At 60.0% G+C, this 16,462-nt stretch carries 13 protein-coding genes; 4 read left to right on the top strand and 9 right to left on the bottom strand.

What is annotated here, in order from left to right; all coding sequences use genetic code 11:
* Positions 1-60 precede the first annotated feature (60 nt).
* The gene (locus tag OGM60_04885) at positions 61-1,143 is read left to right on the top strand and encodes an iron-containing alcohol dehydrogenase family protein (GenBank protein ID UYJ00125.1); all 1,083 of its coding nucleotides are present in this window, start codon (positions 61-63) and stop codon (positions 1,141-1,143) included.
* 513 nt (positions 1,144-1,656) lie between these two features.
* Positions 1,657-2,259, top strand: a complete 603-nt coding sequence (locus OGM60_04880) for a peptidase E (protein ID UYJ00124.1) — start codon at positions 1,657-1,659, stop codon at positions 2,257-2,259.
* 198 nt (positions 2,260-2,457) lie between these two features.
* Here the strand turns inward: OGM60_04880 and OGM60_04875 are convergent, their stop codons facing one another.
* Positions 2,458-2,949: a DUF523 domain-containing protein gene (locus tag OGM60_04875; GenBank protein ID UYJ00123.1), complete on the bottom strand. Its 492-nt coding sequence runs from the start codon at positions 2,947-2,949 to the stop codon at positions 2,458-2,460.
* 81 nt (positions 2,950-3,030) lie between these two features.
* A complete protein-coding gene (gene ftsH, locus OGM60_04870) occupies positions 3,031-4,923 on the bottom strand; it encodes an ATP-dependent zinc metalloprotease FtsH (GenBank protein ID UYJ00122.1) in 1,893 nt (630 codons plus the stop codon).
* A gap of 92 nt (positions 4,924-5,015) precedes the next feature.
* Here ftsH and OGM60_04865 point away from each other — a divergent pair, with 92 nt between their 5' ends.
* Positions 5,016-5,501 carry a cob(I)yrinic acid a,c-diamide adenosyltransferase gene (locus OGM60_04865; protein ID UYJ00121.1) on the top strand — a complete coding sequence of 162 codons (486 nt, stop codon included), beginning with the start codon at positions 5,016-5,018 and terminating at the stop codon, positions 5,499-5,501.
* An 84-nt stretch (positions 5,502-5,585) separates the two neighbouring features.
* On the opposite strand, the gene OGM60_04860 is transcribed toward OGM60_04865, so the two are convergent.
* From OGM60_04860 to thyA, 4 genes are all read right to left on the bottom strand, one after another.
* Positions 5,586-6,935, bottom strand: coding sequence for an MATE family efflux transporter (locus OGM60_04860; GenBank protein UYJ00120.1), 1,350 nt, complete (start codon positions 6,933-6,935; stop codon positions 5,586-5,588).
* A 125-nt stretch (positions 6,936-7,060) separates the two neighbouring features.
* Entirely contained in the window at positions 7,061-7,975 is a 915-nt protein-coding gene (locus tag OGM60_04855) for an RNA methyltransferase (GenBank protein ID UYJ00119.1), read from the bottom strand.
* Between the two features lie 109 nt (positions 7,976-8,084).
* Positions 8,085-8,603, bottom strand: a complete 519-nt coding sequence (locus OGM60_04850; protein UYJ00118.1) for a dihydrofolate reductase — start codon at positions 8,601-8,603, stop codon at positions 8,085-8,087.
* Between the two features lie 9 nt (positions 8,604-8,612).
* A complete protein-coding gene (gene thyA / locus OGM60_04845; GenBank protein UYJ00117.1) occupies positions 8,613-9,461 on the bottom strand; it encodes a thymidylate synthase in 849 nt (282 codons plus the stop codon).
* A 166-nt stretch (positions 9,462-9,627) separates the two neighbouring features.
* On the opposite strand from thyA, the gene OGM60_04840 reads away from it, so the two are divergent.
* Entirely contained in the window at positions 9,628-10,392 is a 765-nt protein-coding gene (locus OGM60_04840; GenBank protein ID UYJ00116.1) for a DUF134 domain-containing protein, read from the top strand.
* A gap of 120 nt (positions 10,393-10,512) precedes the next feature.
* Here the strand turns inward: OGM60_04840 and ffh are convergent, their stop codons facing one another.
* Genes ffh through smc form a run of 3 tightly spaced genes read right to left on the bottom strand, consistent with a single transcriptional unit; the run spans position 10,513 to position 16,452 of the window.
* Positions 10,513-11,988: a signal recognition particle protein gene (gene ffh / locus OGM60_04835; GenBank protein ID UYJ00115.1), complete on the bottom strand. Its 1,476-nt coding sequence runs from the start codon at positions 11,986-11,988 to the stop codon at positions 10,513-10,515.
* Positions 11,989-11,998: 10 nt separating this feature from the next.
* Positions 11,999-12,916, bottom strand: a complete 918-nt coding sequence (ftsY, locus tag OGM60_04830) for a signal recognition particle-docking protein FtsY (GenBank protein ID UYJ00114.1) — start codon at positions 12,914-12,916, stop codon at positions 11,999-12,001.
* Positions 12,916-16,452, bottom strand: a complete 3,537-nt coding sequence (gene smc / locus OGM60_04825) for a chromosome segregation protein SMC (GenBank protein UYJ00113.1) — start codon at positions 16,450-16,452, stop codon at positions 12,916-12,918. Before smc ends, ftsY begins: the two co-directional genes overlap by 1 nt.
* Positions 16,453-16,462: the final 10 nt, after the last annotated feature.

Genomic DNA, 16,462 nt, shown 5'->3' with positions numbered 1-16,462 from the left:
ACAGCCCTGCTCTAGGAGCAAAATACCTGAAAGCACTCTATCGAACGAAAGAAGGTTGCTATGCGCACGATTGGAATGAGCGACTACACCGTTGGCGAGGATTGCTTTGACGAGCTGCCCGCCGCACTGGCGGAGTACGGCACGACAAAGGTCGCGATCATCGGTGGCAAGCGGGCACTGGCCGCAGCACTTCCCGGTATCGAAGCTGCGCTGGCAGGTACCGACGTCGAGATTCTGGAGACGCGCGTCTACGGTACCAACAGTACGCGTGCCAATATCGCCAAGGTCGTGAACTCCCCTGCCTGCCAGGAAGCCGACGTGCTCATTGCCTGTGGCGGCGGCAAGGCGCTCGATACCGTGAAGACGGCGGCCATCGAGCTCAAGAAGATCGTCTTCACGGTCCCGACGATCTGTTCCAACTGCTCCGCCGCGACCGCCATTGCCGTTGTCTACAACGACGACGGCTCGCTCGAGGGCTATTCGTACCCCAACCGCCCCGCTCACATCTTCATCAACCCCAAGATCATCGCCGAGGCACCGGCAGAATACTTCTGGGCCGGCGTGGGCGATGCCCTGTCTAAGCAGCCCGAGGTCGAGTACGCCACGAGCGCCGGCAACCTGGAGCACACCGCCGGGCTTGGCCTGGCACTCGCCCACACCTGCTCCGAGCCGCTGTTTACCTATGGTGTCCAGGGTCTTGAGGACGTGCGGCAGAACCTGTCGAGCGAGGCCGTCAAGCAGATCGCGCTCGATATCGTGGTCAACACGGGCTATGTCTCCAACCTGACCAACCAAAACGATTACTACTACAACTCGAGCGTGGCGCATGCGTTCTACAACGCCACGTGCAGCATTCCGCGCGAGGGCTCCTACCTGCATGGCGAGGTCGTGAGCCTGGGCGTGCTGGCGCTGTTTGCCTATACGGGAGACACCGAGAACCTTGAGCGCTACGCTGCCTTTAACAAGCAGATGGGGCTGCCCGTGACGCTTGAGCAGGTCGGGCTTTCCGAGTCCGATATCCCAGCCCTGTGCGAGTACGCGCATGCCACCAACGAGTGGAAGCAGGGCAACCCTGAGCCCTTCACCGACGAGAAGTTCGCCGCCGCCATCAAGGCCGCCGACGCTTACGGCCACACCCTCTAGCTCTAACCCAAAACCACCACAAAGGGGACAGGCACCTTTGTGGTGGTTTTTTATTGCTCCAACATTCAGTTCGCACTCAAACCCGATTCTATACGAGAAAGGGTCCGGGTACGTTTTTTGTTTATCGGTAATTCTGCGGAAGGACCACTCGGAACGGTAAACAGAAACGAACAGAGGCAGATTACCATCGTGGTGATGGTATCCTGCCTTTTGTTTTGCGGAACCAAGGTCGCTTTATGCGAACTTGATCGCCACTTATATGGCGCATTGATGGCAATTGCTGCGTACGTGCGTACCGGGAGCCTGTACGCCTCTGGCAAGGCGTAACACACTAGACTTTGTTCCAAAGTCCGTGTGCTAAGGGGGCAGGGCCCTTAGAATTCCTGTGGAGTGTGTACGCACGTACGCAGGAAAACAGCAAATTACGCTATATCAGGGCTTTCTTTCATTGGTGAGTATGGTATACACGGCTTAGTTCAACAAATAAGAATTTATATATAAAGGAGAATATTGATGAAAATGTTTTTATGTTCGCACTTTTCAAGTGTAGGAAGTCTGATAAAGGAAGAAATTGAAAATAAAAAAGTCGCATTTATTCCAACAGCTTCGCTGCGTGAAGGCTACACCGGTTATGTCGGCTCGGCTCGAAAATTATTCAAAAAGTTGGGAGCAATCGTAACTGAAATTGATATTTCAACGGAGGCTTATTCAACGATACAGTCTCTTTTTGAAGATGCGGATGTGATCTATTTTACCGGCGGAAATTCTTTTTTCCTTATAGACCAGCTCCGTAAAACGGGAACGGATGAGCTGCTGAAGAAAGAATTGGCAAAGGGAAAACTGATGATTGGTGAATCGGCAGGTGCGATTGTATGCGCTCCAAGCATCCAATATATCGAGCAAATGGATGAAAAGCCGGAGGACTACTCACAAGAAGATGATGCAGGGCTTAATTTGATTGATTTCTATGTTCTTCCGCATTTTCTTACAGCACCATTTAAGAAAGTTACCGAGAAAATAATAACTGAGTTTTCGGATTTGAATCTATGCCCAATTAACAATCGTCAGGGAATTGTAATTGATGGTGAAGGTTCAAAGGTTATTTGCAAAGACTAATTTAAACTTCCAGTTTGCTGCACTCGCTCCTAGCAGGGTTTGGGGCAGGAGGGGCGCAAGAGACGGGAGGGCCTTGTACGCGTTCCTGCGCGAGGGCCGCGGGGAGGGACTGCCTGGGTACGGCGCCTGTCAACTCGGTCTACGTCTTTGATGACCTGGTCGTACTCAATATCAACTTCACGGATGATGCCAAAACGGTCACCCGTGAGGAAGTGTTGGGTTCGAGTGCTGTGGACAATGTTCCAACATGCTGGGATCGAACTCGCTAGCCGGAATCACACGGTAACCGTGGCGGAGTAGAAGGTCGACGAAAACACCGTTGCCCGCAGTGAGCGTGCCACTAAAGGTGCCGTCGTAGATACGGCCCGCCCCGCACGAGGGGCTGCGGTCCTGCAGGATGCACGCGGCGATCTCTTCCGGGCCGCCCGCCTGCTCGCACATATCAAGCGCGCGCTGAGCACCCTGGCGAAACTCGCGATCGACTGAGGTACCCTCGCAGGTACGGACCTCGCCGTTCACAATCTCGGACGGCTTGCGCGGCGTGGGCAGGCCGCCAAAGACCTCAGGGCACACCAAGAGTACCTCGGTCCCCGTACGCTCGCAAGCCTCGACCAACGCGCGGTGGTAATTATCGAGGCCGTTATACTTGCAGCTCTCGCCCATCAAACAGGCACTCACCACGATCTTCATACATATCCCTCCCAAGCAAAACGCCCCATTTGAGATAGGCACTCAAATGGGGCGTCGATATTTACTGACCCGAATGCAACGCTACTGCTGCTTAGGCATCAGCGGATTCTCGCGCGTGAGGAGATTCATAAACTCCTCGCCCGTGATCGTCTCCTTCTTGTACAGATAACGAGCCAGCTCATGGAGCTTAAACTTGTTCTCCTTCAGGATCTGCAGGGCGCGGTCGTGCGCATCCTCGATCAGCTTGGCGACAATTGCGTCCACGCGCTCGGCCGTACCGGGGGCGCAGGTGAGCGACGTATCCTGGTTGAGGTACGCATTTTGGACAGTACCGAGCGCCATCATGCCAAACTCATCGGACATACCAAAGCGCGTCACCATGTTGCGGGCGAGCTTGGTTGCTTGCTCGATATCGTTGGCTGCGCCGGTCGTCATCTCGCCAAAGATGAGCTCCTCGGCGGCGCGTCCGCCGCAGTAGACAGCGAGCTTGTCCAGCACCTCCTGGCGCGTGGTCAGGAAGCGCTCATCCTCCTCGACCTGCATGGTGTAGCCCAGAGCACCGCTCGTGCGCGGCACGATGGTGATCTTGGTGACCGGCGCAGAGCCCTTCTGGCGGGCTGCGACGATAGCATGGCCGATCTCGTGGTAGGAAACGACCTGCTTCTCGTGGTCGGACAGCACCGTGGACTTACGCTGCTGACCGGCAATGACGACCTCCACCGACTCCTCAAAGTCGTCCTGGGTCGCTCGCTTGCGACCTTCGCGGACCGCGCGCAGGGCGCCCTCATTGATAATGTTGGCCAGGTCGGCACCCGAGGCGCCGGGCGTGGCGCGGGCAATCGCGGTCAGGTCAATCGGCGGCTCCGTCTTCACGCTCTTGGCATGCAGCTCAAGAATGTTCTTGCGGCCGGTCAGATCGGGCAGCTCAACGGGGATGCGGCGATCAAAACGACCGGGGCGCAGCAGGGCGGGATCGAGGCTGTCGGGACGATTGGTGGCAGCGAGGACGACGATACCCTTGTGGTTATCGAAGCCGTCCATCTCGGTCAGCAGCTGGTTGAGCGTCTGCTCGCGCTCGTCGTTGCCGCTAAAGCCGCCGCCATCGCGCTTTTTGCCGATGGTATCGATCTCGTCGATAAAGACGATGCACGGGGCCTTTTCCTTGGCCTGCTTAAACAGATCGCGGACCTTGGCGGCGCCACGGCCGACGAACATCTCGACGAACTCAGAACCCGAAATGCTAAAGAACGGCACGCCCGCCTCGCCGGCAACAGCCTTGGCGAGCAGGGTTTTACCGGTACCCGGAGGGCCAACAAGGAGAGCACCGCGCGGCAGCTTGGCTCCAATTTCCTCGTAGCGCTGCGGCTTCTCCAGAAAGTCGACGACCTCCTTGAGGGATTCCTTGGCCTCTTCCTGGCCAGCGACATCCTTAAAGGTCACGCCCACATCCTTGGAGGCGATAACGCGAGCGCCGGACTTACCCAGTCCACCGCCGCCAAAGCCACCGCCGCCAAAGTTCATCGACGGGCCGTCATCGCCCATAGCCTTCTTCATACGGCGGTTGAGCCACCAACCGATCAGGAAGAAGATGGCCATGGGAAGAATAAGCGTAAGCAGGTAGTAGGTCATCAGACCCGAGTTTTTATCGGGAACGACCGACTCCAGGGACGCACCGGATTCAAGCACACGATCGGTAAAGCCCGCGTCATTCGGCACACCGGTCGTCTTGTAGGCGATGTTCTCGTCCTCGCCCTTCTTGGTGTAATAAATGGTGTAATCGTCGGTATTGTACTCGACCTTGTCGACACTCTTCTTATCGAGCGCTTTGACAAACGTCGAGTAATCGGTCTTCGTAATCTGCTGCGTGTGACCGATGTTGGGGAACAGAACGGTCGAGAGCACGAGGTAGACGACGAAGGCGATGAGCACGTAGAGGATCATATTCCGTCTACGTTTGTTGTCATCCATCTCCATCTGCTTGAACTCCATCTACTGGGGTTGATAATGCTATCTAGAATACCCAACCCGGACGGCGATAAACCGACGCCGGGCACGAAAGGACAGAGATGGCATCACTGGAAGTCGGCAAGGTTCAAATCTATACGGGCGACGGCAAGGGCAAAACCACGGCTGCGCTGGGACTGGCGATGCGCGCCACGGGTTATGGGCTCGACGTGCTCATGCTGCAGTTTGCCAAGAAGCTGCACTGCGCCGAACACGATGCCGCGCCGCGCCTGGGACTGCGCATTATACAGGCCGATCGCGACACACCCGAGGCTTGCGCCGAGCAGATCATGGAACTTGCACGCGAACAGATCTCGCAGGTCGACGTGCTCATCCTGGATGAGCTAGGAGAAGCCATGCGCCGCGGCTTCGTGACGCGCAAGGATGTCGAAGCGTTGATCGCGATAAAGCCCGCCACCACGGAGCTCGTGCTCACCGGCCGAGGTCTGCTGCCACTGGCCGATCTTGCCGACCTGGTCACCGAAATGCGCCCCATCAAACACTACTTCGACGAAGGCCTCCTAGCCCGCCAAGGCATCGAATACTAATGATCCAAAGGGGACGGAGGAAAACGGATCAATTCGCCTTATCGCCGGGCCCAGGATCCGTTTTCCTCCGTCCCCTACGGATCATTAGGCGGTGGCGCGGCCGAGCCAGTTGCCGCTGTGGTGGTAGATGGTAAACATCGTGGCCGTGATGAGCCAAGTTACGGGGTAAACCAGCAGCAGGTGCTCAAGAGACGGATCAAACGGCATGATCGCAAACACCCAGATCACCCTGAGCACGACGGTGCCAAAAATCGTGAGTAGCATGGGCTGCAAGCTCACGCCGGCACCGCGAATGGAGCCCGACGCGTTTTCGATAATCGAGAAAATCGCGTAGAACGGCGCGATGAAATGAAGAATCGTCGTGGTGTACGCCGAAATCGAAGCATCGTCGACAAACAGACGCGACAACGGACCCGAGAACACCAGCAGCACGGCTGACAGGCCACCAATGAGCATAAACGACAGCACGAGCGACGTATGGTAGCCCTTGCGCATGCGCTCGTAGTTGCGCGCGCCAAAGTTCTGTGCCGAGAACGTGGTGATCGACACGCCGAGCGCCTCGGTAACCATCCAGACAATGCCATCTAAGCGGCCCGAAAGACCCCACGCCGTAGTGACATCGGCGCCAAACGAGTTGACCGACACCTGAATCAAAACGTTGGAAATCGAATACGCAGCAGACTGAAAGCCAAGCGGCAGACCACACGAGATCATGCTCTTACAAATGCCAGGATCAATGCCAAGTTTGGACAATGAAAGCCGCCACGCACCCGGTGCGTGCATCATGCGAATCACGATCATCGTGGCGTTGGAGCAAATGGTCAGCGCCACCGCGATGCCGCAGCCCAGAGCCTCCATATGAAGCACGGCAACGAAGATGACGTCCAGCGCCGCATTAACAAGGCAGCCGGAAGCGATGATCACAGCAGGACCGCGTGTGTCGCCCACGGCGCGCAGCAGTGCCGTTCCCATATTGAGCAGCAGTGCCGCAACCATGGCGGCAAAATAGCAACGAGCATAGGCCACGCCCTCGGCCAATAGTTCATGCGGCGTGTTCATAAGTACCAGCATGGGCTCAACGAACACTATGCCAAGAATCGAGAAAACGATACCGCCCACCAGCGCGAGCGTCATGGCCGTATGGACCGAACGACTCAATCGCTCATCATCGTGCTGGCCAAAATACTGACCGGTAATGACCGCGCAGCCGGCGCCGACGCCAACGCAAAAGCCAATGCAGAGCTCGGTGAGCACCATCGTGGCTTGAATGCCACCCAGCGCGAGCTTGCCGCCAAACTGACCGACGATATAGGTACCAATAAGCGTGTATGCCTGCTGAAAGAACGAACTAAAGAAGATGGGGACGCACAGCGACAGCAGCTGATGCCAAATAACGCCCTGCGTTACATCGATAGCCGTAGATTTCTTAGCCACACGCCCTCCCCACTAGCGTACGTCAACCGACAAACCAGCTGATAAAAGTTACACTCATGACCAGCCTAGCACCAAGCGAAGATAATAGAAACACCCCCGTGGCACGACTCGGATATCACACCCGGCTAGTGATACAAACTCGGCTGGTAGTGATACTCATTGCTCACATGCGGGCACAGCTGCCAAAAGGCGACGGCACTCGCCGCGGCCACGTTGAGCGAATCGACCCCGTGCGCCATCGGAATGCGCACGGCCCGGTCGCAGCCCGCGATGGTCTTGGCGCCCAGGCCAGCACCCTCGGTGCCCATAAAGATTGCCAGGCGGTCAATCTCCTGGAGCGCGGGATCGTCCAGCGAAACGGAGTCGTCCGTCAGCGCCATCGCAGCGCACGAAAAACCGGCTTCGTGCAGTGCCGCCAGGCCATCGTGCGGCCACACACGAGCCTCGCTGCCAATACGCGTCCACGGCACCTGAAACACCGTGCCCATGCTCACGCGGGCCGAGCGACGGTACAGCGGGTCGCAGCACGTCGGACTGACCAAAATACCGTCGACATTGAGCGCGGCGGCCGAGCGGAAAATCGCACCCACGTTCGTGTGGTCGACAATACCCTCGAGCACGCACACGCGCACCGGGCGCTCCCCCGCCGCCTCGACGACGCCACCCAAGAACTCATCAACCGGAATCTGTCGCGGGCGACGAAACGCCGCGAGCGCACCGCGCGTCACGTTAAAGCCCGTCAGCTGCTCCATGAGTTCCATGGAAGCCACGAACACAGGAACCGGACCTGCGCCCTCGCGCACAACCAGGCGCTCAAACAGCGGCGTCATCTGGTCGAGCCAGCGTTCGCCCAAAAGAAAGCTCACCGGCTCGTATCTGGCACGCACCGCGCGCTCAATAACCTTGGCACTCTCGGCGATAAAGATGCCCTTTTGCGGCTCCAGCACGCAGCGCAGCTCGCGCTCGGTCAGTCGCACGTAGGCATCGAGCCGCTCGTCCTCGAGCGAATCAATTCGCAGAACCTCAACGGCATCAGTCATAGCAGCCTGCCCGCACCCTTCTTTACAGCACATCTATACCAAACGAGGCGACGCTAAGCGCCGCCCCATGCATTCAATCAACCCGATGATACCGTTCGCGCCAGGCGATTTACGCCCCAACGCGACGATACGTCACGAACTCATAATCGACACCTTCGTCGCCCTCACCCGCGGCAATCGTGGCAACCCCGCCAGCCCGCGAAACTTCCCATGCAGGATCGGCATCCAAATTGGGAAAATACGTGTCCACGGGATGGACGCAGTGGTTATGCGTGACCTCGGCCTCCACGCAGTACGGCAAAAATTGCCGATAGACATCGCCGCCGCCGATCACCCACGCAACGGGCTCATCGGCAACCGCAGCGAGCGCCTCGTCGATGCTATGCACCACGTCGACGCCCTCGGGAGCAAAGCTCTCGTCGCGGGTGAGCACGATATTGCGGCGGTTTTTGAGCGGACGCCCACCAGGAAAACTCAGTAGCGTCTTGCGCCCCATAATGACCGGGCAACCCTTGGTGCAGGCCACAAAATGGCGCATGTCGGCGCGATTGGAAACCACCATGTCGCCCTCACATCCAATGCCCCAGTCGTCACACACGGCGACGATGGCAGAAAGCTTACACGTCATGAGCGCCACCTACACCGCAATGGGAATGTTCTTGACCTGCGGGCCGTGCTCGTAGCCCTCGACGATGAGGTCATCGGTCGTAAACGCATAGAAATCGTGCACGTCGGGGTTAAGCGTTACCTTGGGCGCCGCAAACTGCGGACGCTCGATAAGTTCACGGACAATATCGACATGACGGTCGTAAATGTGGGCATCGGCAATCACATGCAGCAGCTCACCGGGAATCATATCGACCGACTGCGCGACCATCATCAGCAAAATGGCGTACTGGCACACATTCCAGTTGTTGGCGGCTAAAATGTCCTGGCTGCGCTGGTTGAGAATCATGTTGAGTGTGGGTTTATCGTCCTGCGGGCGCTGCGTGACGTTATAGGTCACGCTGTACGCGCACGGATACAGGTGCATTTCGGACAGGTCGCTAAACACGTACGTGTTGGTCATGATGCGGCGGCTGTACGGCGTGTTCTTAAGGTCGTACAGCACGCGGTCCATCTGGTCAAAGTCACCCTCGGCATAATGGCTTTTCTGCCCAATCTGGTACCCGTAGGCCTTGCCGATGGAGCCAGTCTCGTCGGCCCACTCATCCCAAATATGGCTGTTGAGGTCGCGGACGTTATTTGACTTCTTTTGATAGATCCACAAGATCTCGTCCATGGCAGACTTAAGCGCCGTGCGACGCAGTGTGAGCGCGGGAAACTCCTCACGCAGGTCGTAGCGAGCCGTAACGCCAAAGTTTTTAATGGTATAGGCAGGGGTGCCGTCCTCCCACACCGGTCGGACCTTTTGGCCCTCGGTGGTGGTGCCATGGTCCAAGATATCGCGGCACATGGTTACAAACTGTTGATCAGCCTTGCTCATTGACCCTCCTGTCAGTCGCCTATAAGCGAAATTCATTGTAGCCTAGGCGCACGCGACCCCACAGCCCAAACATAAGCCCTCATTTTCTGACATATGCCAGAAATTCCTTGCGCATATCCGCACGTTCGATATTCTATTGTTGACATATGTCAGATAAGGAGAGTGAATGGCAGGAAGACGAGAAAAATTGCGCCGCGTTGGGATCATCCCCGAATATCGCGGTTTTACCCCCGACGGCCTTGCCAGCGGAGATGCCATCGACATGACGGTCGACGAACTCGAGGTCCTGCGACTGTGCGACCTGGAAGGACTCAATCAGGAGGCAGTCGCCCAACAAATGGGTATCGCTCGCGCCACCGTGGCGGCCATCTGCAGCCGCGCACATCGCAAGGTGGCAAACGCGCTGGTCAATGGACGGGCGATTGTCATCGAAGGCGGCAACATCGCGTATTCCCCCATCACCACGACGACGGCCGCATGGCCAGCAAAGGAGGTCGACACCATGAGGGTGGCAACGACGTACGACGACGGCAATATCTTTATGCACTTTGGCCGCAGCGAACAGTTCAAGATCTACGACATCCAGGATGGCAAGGTGCTCAACGAGCAGGTCGTAAACACCGGTGGCACCGGCCACGGCGCCTTGGCGGGCCTGCTTGCCAACGGTGGCGTTGACACGCTCATCTGCGGCGGCATCGGCGGCGGCGCCATCAACGCGCTCGCCCAGGCCGGCATCACGGTCTATGCAGGAGCCCAGGGCAACTGCGACGCTTGCGTCGAAGCCCTCATTGCCGGTACGCTCGCGCAGACCGGCGAGGCCACCTGCGACTGCCACGGCCATGACCACGACCACGCCCACGAACATGGCGAGTCCTGCAGTTGCCACGGCCATCACGAGCACGAGGGCCACGAGGGCTGCGGCTGCCACTAACGGCACGGCACCGCGAGCTCGGGGCGCGACACTGAACGCAGCCCAACTATCAAAGCCAACAACAAAGGCCACCCGGTAACTTCCGAGTGGCCTTTGCCATATCAAGCTGGAATTACAGCCCTATTTCTTATTGCGCATCTGCGCTTCCATCTGGCGCAGCAGCTCCATATCGGACTTGGGACCGCCCGTACCCAGGCCGCCCATACCGCCCAGACCCATAGCGTCCAGCCCAGGGATATTGGGCATGCGCATCTTTTTGCCCTTCTTGCCCTTTTTGCCCTTCTTGCCGCCGGCCTGTGCCTGATTGGCCATCGTGCGCATGCGGCCCATCATCTTGTTCATCTCGCCCCACTGCTTCATAAGGCTATTGACCTCGGTGGGGGTCACACCGGCGCCCTTGGCGATACGCGCGCGGCGCTGGCCGTTGATGATGGAGGGACGCAGGCGCTCCTCCTTGGTCATCGACATGATGATGGCCTCGTTCTTATCGAAGATGCCCTCGTCCAGGTTGCCGCCCATCTGGTTGAGCGCGCGCTGACCGCCGGGAAGCATACCCAGAATGCCCTTCATGCCGCCCATCTTCTTGACGGCCTTCATCTGGTCGAGCATGTCGTTCATGGTAAAGCCCTCGCGCAGCATACGCTCGGCAGCCTCGAGCTGCTCGGCGTCGGCCGCCTCCTGGGCCTTCTCGATGATGCCGACAACATCGCCCATGCCCAAGATGCGCTTGGCCATGCGGTCGGGGTAGAACGGCTCCAGCGAATCGGGCTTCTCGCCCATGCTCACGAACTTAATGGGCTTACCGGTCACCTGGCGCACAGAAAGCGCGCCGCCACCACGGGCATCGCCGTCGAGCTTGGAGATAATCACGCCGTCAAAGTCGGTCCGCTCGGCAAAGGTCGAGACGACGTTGACGATATCCTGGCCGGTCATGGCATCGACGACCATCAGCACCTGATCGGGCTTGACGGCCTTCTTGATGTCCACGGCTTCCTGCATCATCTGCTCGTCGATCTGCAAACGACCGGCGGTATCGACGATGACCACGTCACGCAGGTGGTCGACGGCCTCCTGAATGGCGCCCTTGGCGATATCGACCGGGTGCTCGCCGTCACCGCGGAAGACCGGCACGCCGATCTCTCCGCCGAGCGTGGCCAGCTGGTCGGCAGCGGCGGGACGGTAGACATCGCACGCGGCGAGCAGCGGCGAGCGGCCCTGCTTCTTGAGCAGGTAGGCCAGCTTTACGGCAGCCGTAGTCTTACCGGAGCCCTGCAGGCCGACGAGCATGATGACATTGGGAATGCGGTTGCTAAAGACGAGCTTGCTCTCGGTGGAACCGAGCATCTCGGTGAGCTCGTCGAGCACAATCTTGACGACGTTTTGCGCCGGCGACAGCGACTCCATGACCTCGGCGGTCATGCAGCGCTCCTTGGTCTTGGCGACGAACTCCTTGACGACCTTGAAGTTGACGTCGGCCTCGAGCAGCGCCATGCGAATGTCGCGCATGGCCGAGGTAATATCGGCCTCGGTCAATTTACCCTTGCCGCGCAGGCGGTCAAATGTGTCGTTGAGGCGATCGCTCAGAGAATCAAACACTAGTCACTCCTTAATTGGACTCGCCCACCAGGGCGCGGCAGAAATCTTTGGCATTGAACTCCTGCAGGTCATCGACCTGCTCGCCCACGCCAATGCGCAGGATTGGGAGCTTGAGCTTCTCGGCCACGGCCATGGCGATGCCACCCTTAGCCGTGCCGTCCAGCTTTGTCATGATAATACCGTCCAGACCCAACGCCTCGTTAAACTCGAGCGCCTGGTTCAGGCCGTTTTGGCCCGTCGCGGCATCGATTACGAGGACGACCGAGACGGGCATGGGGCCGGCGGCCATATTGGCGGCGCGCTTACGCGTCACGTTGACCACCTTGGCAAGCTCGCGCATGAGCTCGGGGCTCGTGTGCAGACGGCCGGCGGTGTCGATAAGCACCAGGTCGCTGCCGCGCTTGTCGGCCTCGTCGAGCACGTCGTAGCAAACGCTCGCCGGGTCGGAGCCGCGGTCGCGCTTGATGACGGGGACGCCGGCGCGCTGGCCCCACACATCGAGCTGCTCGATGGCGGCGGCGCGGAAGGTATCGGCCGAGCCAATCACGACATTCTTGCCGCGGGCAGCCATGGCGCTCGCGATCTTGCCGACCGTGGTGGTCTTGCCGGCACCGTTAATGCCCACAAACAGCACGCAGCTCGGCGTGTCGGCGAACGGATCTCGCTCGGCGGGCACAAAATGTTGCTCGAGCTGCTCGGCCAGGGCGCGACGGAGTTGCGGGGCGGTCTTGAGGTTCTTCTTGGCCGCGGCATCGCGCAGGTCATCGGACACCTTAATCGCGACCTCGGCACCCATGTCACCCATGACGAGAGTGTCCTCTAGGTCCTCCCAAAAATCCTCGTCGACCTCGCCGCCAAAATAAAAGACCTCGTTGAGGGCCTCGCGGCTGCGCTCAAGTCCGCGCGAGAGAGCATCGAAGAATCCCATTATGCATTCACGACCTTTCCGGTTTCGCGATCGAGTTTTTGCGAGACGACGCGGCTGACGCCGTCGGCTTGCATCGAGACGCCGTAGAGGACGTCAGCGTCCTCCATAGTACGGCGCTGATGCGAGATAACCAAGAGCTGCGTATCGGAACGCAAAACATCGAGCGCGCCGATGAGCTTGGACAGGTTGGCGTCATCGAGCGCCGCCTCGACCTCGTCCAGCACATAGAACGGCACCGTACGCGTGCGATACACGGCAAAGAGCAAGGCGAGCGCCGTCAGGCTCTTCTCGCCGCCCGACATGAGCATCATCTTGGTGATGCGCTTGCCGCGCGGCTGCGCCACGACCTCGATGCCCGTCTCGGCAGGATGCTCGGGGTCGGTCATCTCCAGATGCGCCTGGCCACCCGGGAACAGCATGGCGAAGATCTCGCGGAAGTTCGCATCGACCTTCTCAAAGGTCACCAGGAAGGCTTTACGCATCTTACGGTCAATGGCCACGGTAATCTTGGTGAGCGCCTTGCGCGCGCTCTCCAGATCGGCCAGCTGCTCCTCGATATAATCGGCGCGGCGCTTGAGCTGCTCGTACTCCTCCATCGCAACCTGGTTCACAGGGCCCAGGTTGTTGATCTGACGCACGAGCTGGTTGAGCTCGCGCTCGGCGGCGTCGCGGTCGGTGGGCGCAGGAAGCATGAGAGCTTCCTCGAGCACCGTGGTGCCATCGGCGGTAATGGCCTTGATGGCCGCCTCTACCTGCACCTCGAGTTTGCCGCGTGCGACCTTGAACTCGTTTTGCGTCGCCGTGGCGGCATCGACCCGCTCCTTGGCGCGGGAGACCTCGGCCTTGGCGTCCTCGATGGTCTTCTTGAGCGAGGCCGAGTCCGCCTCCTCGAGCGAAGCCTGGTCACGCAGGCGCGCGGCCCAATCCGACGCGCGCTCCAGCAGGGCCGAATAGCGCTCGTGCATGGGGTCGACGCGCAGGCGCAGCAACTCGAGCGAGCGCGAGGCCTGGCGTGTTCCGCGGATACGGCGGTCGATGCCCTCCAGACGATGCTCAAGATCGGGCACGCGGCCCTTCAGCGAACGCAGGCGCTCGCTCGTCTGAGCCAGGCGGACCTTGGCATCGGCGAGCTTACCGGCTGCCTCAGAATCGTCACGGCGCACGCGATCGAGCTCATCGTTGGCTTCGGCAATCTGAAGACCAAGGTCGCTTGCCTGCGCACGGGCCTCGTCGCGCGAACGGGTGAGCTCGTCAACGCGCGGACGCGCAGCGCGGACGGCCTCGGCGGCCTGCTCGCGGCGCTTCGAGATGCGCACGCGCTCGACCTCGGCATTGTTGGCGCTTTGCTCCAAGCGGCCGATCTCGGAAAGCAGCGAGCGGCGCTCGCCCTCAAGACGGGCGATCTCGCCGGCGGCATCGCCCTCGGCGGCACGCGCCTCCTCGACGGCCGCATTGGCCTCGACGACCTGGTCTGACACATGCTCAAACACGGCAGCCAGATCGGGCTCCAGGCCCTCTAACTCGCGAATGCGACGCTTGCGCTCCAAGGCACCCGAAGCCTCGCCGGCATCGAGCCCCACGCGCACCAGGCCGCCACAGCTCACGCGGGCGCCATCGGGAGTCACGTAGGTCACACCGTCAACGACTGGTGCCGCCAGCGCGGCGGCCAAGTCATCGACCACGTAATAGCCGCCGAGCAGGGCCTCGACAACCGGGCCATAACCGGAGCGCACGGACAGACGATCGACCAGACGCGAACCGGCAGCACCCTTAGCAGCAGCACCGCCGCTCACGCCGCGCGCCATCAGCAGCGCCTCGCCCGAGGCCTTCTTTTGGTCCAGAGCCGCACGACCGGCGCGCTCAAGCGTAGCGGCATCATCAAACAAAAGAGCATCGATATCGCCAGAAAGCAGCTGCTCGACCAGGCCCTCGAGCTCACGAGGAGCCTCGAGCACGTCGCCCAGACGACCCGAGACATCATCGCCCAGCGCACCCATCAGACGGCTCACCAGCGGCGAGCTGTCTGCCATGCGGGCATCGAGCTTCTTTTGGCTCGCGAGCTCAGAGCGAACCTCGGACAGTTTGTTGCGCGCCTCGCTCTCGCGATTACGCAAGTCCTTCAACGCCGCACGAGCGACCTCGGTGGCCTCACGCGCATCGACCTGGGCTTGACGGGCCTGATCGAGCGCGCCTTCGAGCTCCTCAGCGCGGTCGCGACGGCTCTCGAGCGAGGCCGTGACCTCCTCGAGCTGCTCGTCGATCTGCTCCAGGCGCGAGGCGTACATGTTGTCCTCGACCTCGGCGTTGCTCAGCGAGTCCTTCACCTTGGCAAGCTCGAGCGCGGCGTTGTCGGCCACACGCTGCACATCGCGCTGCTCGCGCGTGAGCTGCGAAATCTGATTGTCAAGCGCAACGCGACGCTCGTGGAGCTGGGCGGCAGCAGGACCGGCGGCGTCAACGTCGGACTGGGCCTGCATGTGCGCACCGGTCACCTCCTCAAGCTGGGCACGTGCATCCTCGAGCTCCTCGACAACGCGACGACGCTGATGCTCGGAGCTCGAGATCTGGCCGCGCATGTCGGACAGGCGCGACACCATGTTGTGGCCCTTTTCCTCGAGCAGGCGCATATCGGAATTGATGCGGCCGACCACGTCTTGCATATGGCGGCGCTGCTCGCCCAGATCGCCCACAAACAGGCCCTTTTCCTCGAGCATAACCTGGAGCTTCTCGAGCTCGCGCTCTTTCTCACCCAGGCGGTACTGCGCGAGCTCCAGCTCGGCGGCGCCCTCCTTAGAGCGGCTCTCCAAGTCGTTCCACTGCGACTGCAGCGAACGAAGCTCGTCGACGGCCAGCATCTGCGTAAGCTCGTTCGCGCGCGAGGACAGCTCTTTGTACTTGCGCGCGCGATCGACCTGACGCTCCAGCGGCCGCAGCTGGCGGGCGATCTCCTTATTGATGTCGCGGGCACGGGTCAGGTGCTCGTCCATCGACTTGATCTTTTTGAGCGCACGCTCCTTACGGCGCTTGTGCTTGGAGATGCCGGCAGCCTCCTCAATAAGAGCGCGGCGCTCCTCGGGGCGGCTCTGCAAAATGGCATCGAGCTTGCCCTGGCTGATGATGGAATGCGTATCCTTGCCCAGGCCCGAATCGTGCAGGATGTCCTGAATGTCCATCAGGCGGCACGGGCTCGAGTTGATGAGGTACTCACTCTCGCCCGAGCGATACATGCGGCGGGTGATAGCCACCTCTTCAAAGTCGACGGGAAGCATATGGTCCGAGTTGTCGAGCACCAGCGTAACCTCGGCCACACCCACCGGCTTGCGCGCCGACGAGCCCGAGAAGATGACATCCTCCATGGCCTGGCCGCGCAGCTGCTTGGCGCTCTGCTCGCCCAGGACCCACAGAATCGAGTCGGAGATGTTCGATTTTCCCGAGCCGTTGGGACCGACGATGACGGTCAGGCCAGGCTCAAATGACATATGGGCGCGGTCGGCAAACGACTTGAACCCTTTGAGCGTGAGGGACTTGAGATACACGGTTCCTCGC

The organism is Coriobacteriaceae bacterium (assembly GCA_025757745.1).
In the GTDB taxonomy this organism is placed as follows: Bacteria; Actinomycetota; Coriobacteriia; order Coriobacteriales; family Coriobacteriaceae; genus Collinsella.
The sequence above is the reverse complement of the archived record's forward strand: the minus strand, read 5'-3'. Positions and strand labels throughout refer to the sequence as shown.

Bases quoted from the DNA above. Each gene is read 5' to 3' on its own strand.
- OGM60_04885 (UYJ00125.1), top strand. From the start codon at position 61: ATGCGCACGATTGGAATGAGCGACTACACCGTTGGCGAGGATTGCTTT.
- OGM60_04880 (UYJ00124.1), top strand. From the start codon at position 1,657: ATGAAAATGTTTTTATGTTCGCACTTTTCAAGTGTAGGAAGTCTGATA.
- OGM60_04875 (UYJ00123.1), bottom strand. From the start codon at position 2,949: ATGAAGATCGTGGTGAGTGCCTGTTTGATGGGCGAGAGCTGCAAGTAT.
- ftsH (UYJ00122.1), bottom strand. From the start codon at position 4,923: ATGGAGATGGATGACAACAAACGTAGACGGAATATGATCCTCTACGTG.
- OGM60_04865 (UYJ00121.1), top strand. From the start codon at position 5,016: ATGGCATCACTGGAAGTCGGCAAGGTTCAAATCTATACGGGCGACGGC.
- OGM60_04855 (UYJ00119.1), bottom strand. From the start codon at position 7,975: ATGACTGATGCCGTTGAGGTTCTGCGAATTGATTCGCTCGAGGACGAG.
- OGM60_04850 (UYJ00118.1), bottom strand. From the start codon at position 8,603: ATGACGTGTAAGCTTTCTGCCATCGTCGCCGTGTGTGACGACTGGGGC.
- thyA (UYJ00117.1), bottom strand. From the start codon at position 9,461: ATGAGCAAGGCTGATCAACAGTTTGTAACCATGTGCCGCGATATCTTG.
- OGM60_04840 (UYJ00116.1), top strand. From the start codon at position 9,628: ATGGCAGGAAGACGAGAAAAATTGCGCCGCGTTGGGATCATCCCCGAA.
- ftsY (UYJ00114.1), bottom strand. From the start codon at position 12,916: ATGGGATTCTTCGATGCTCTCTCGCGCGGACTTGAGCGCAGCCGCGAG.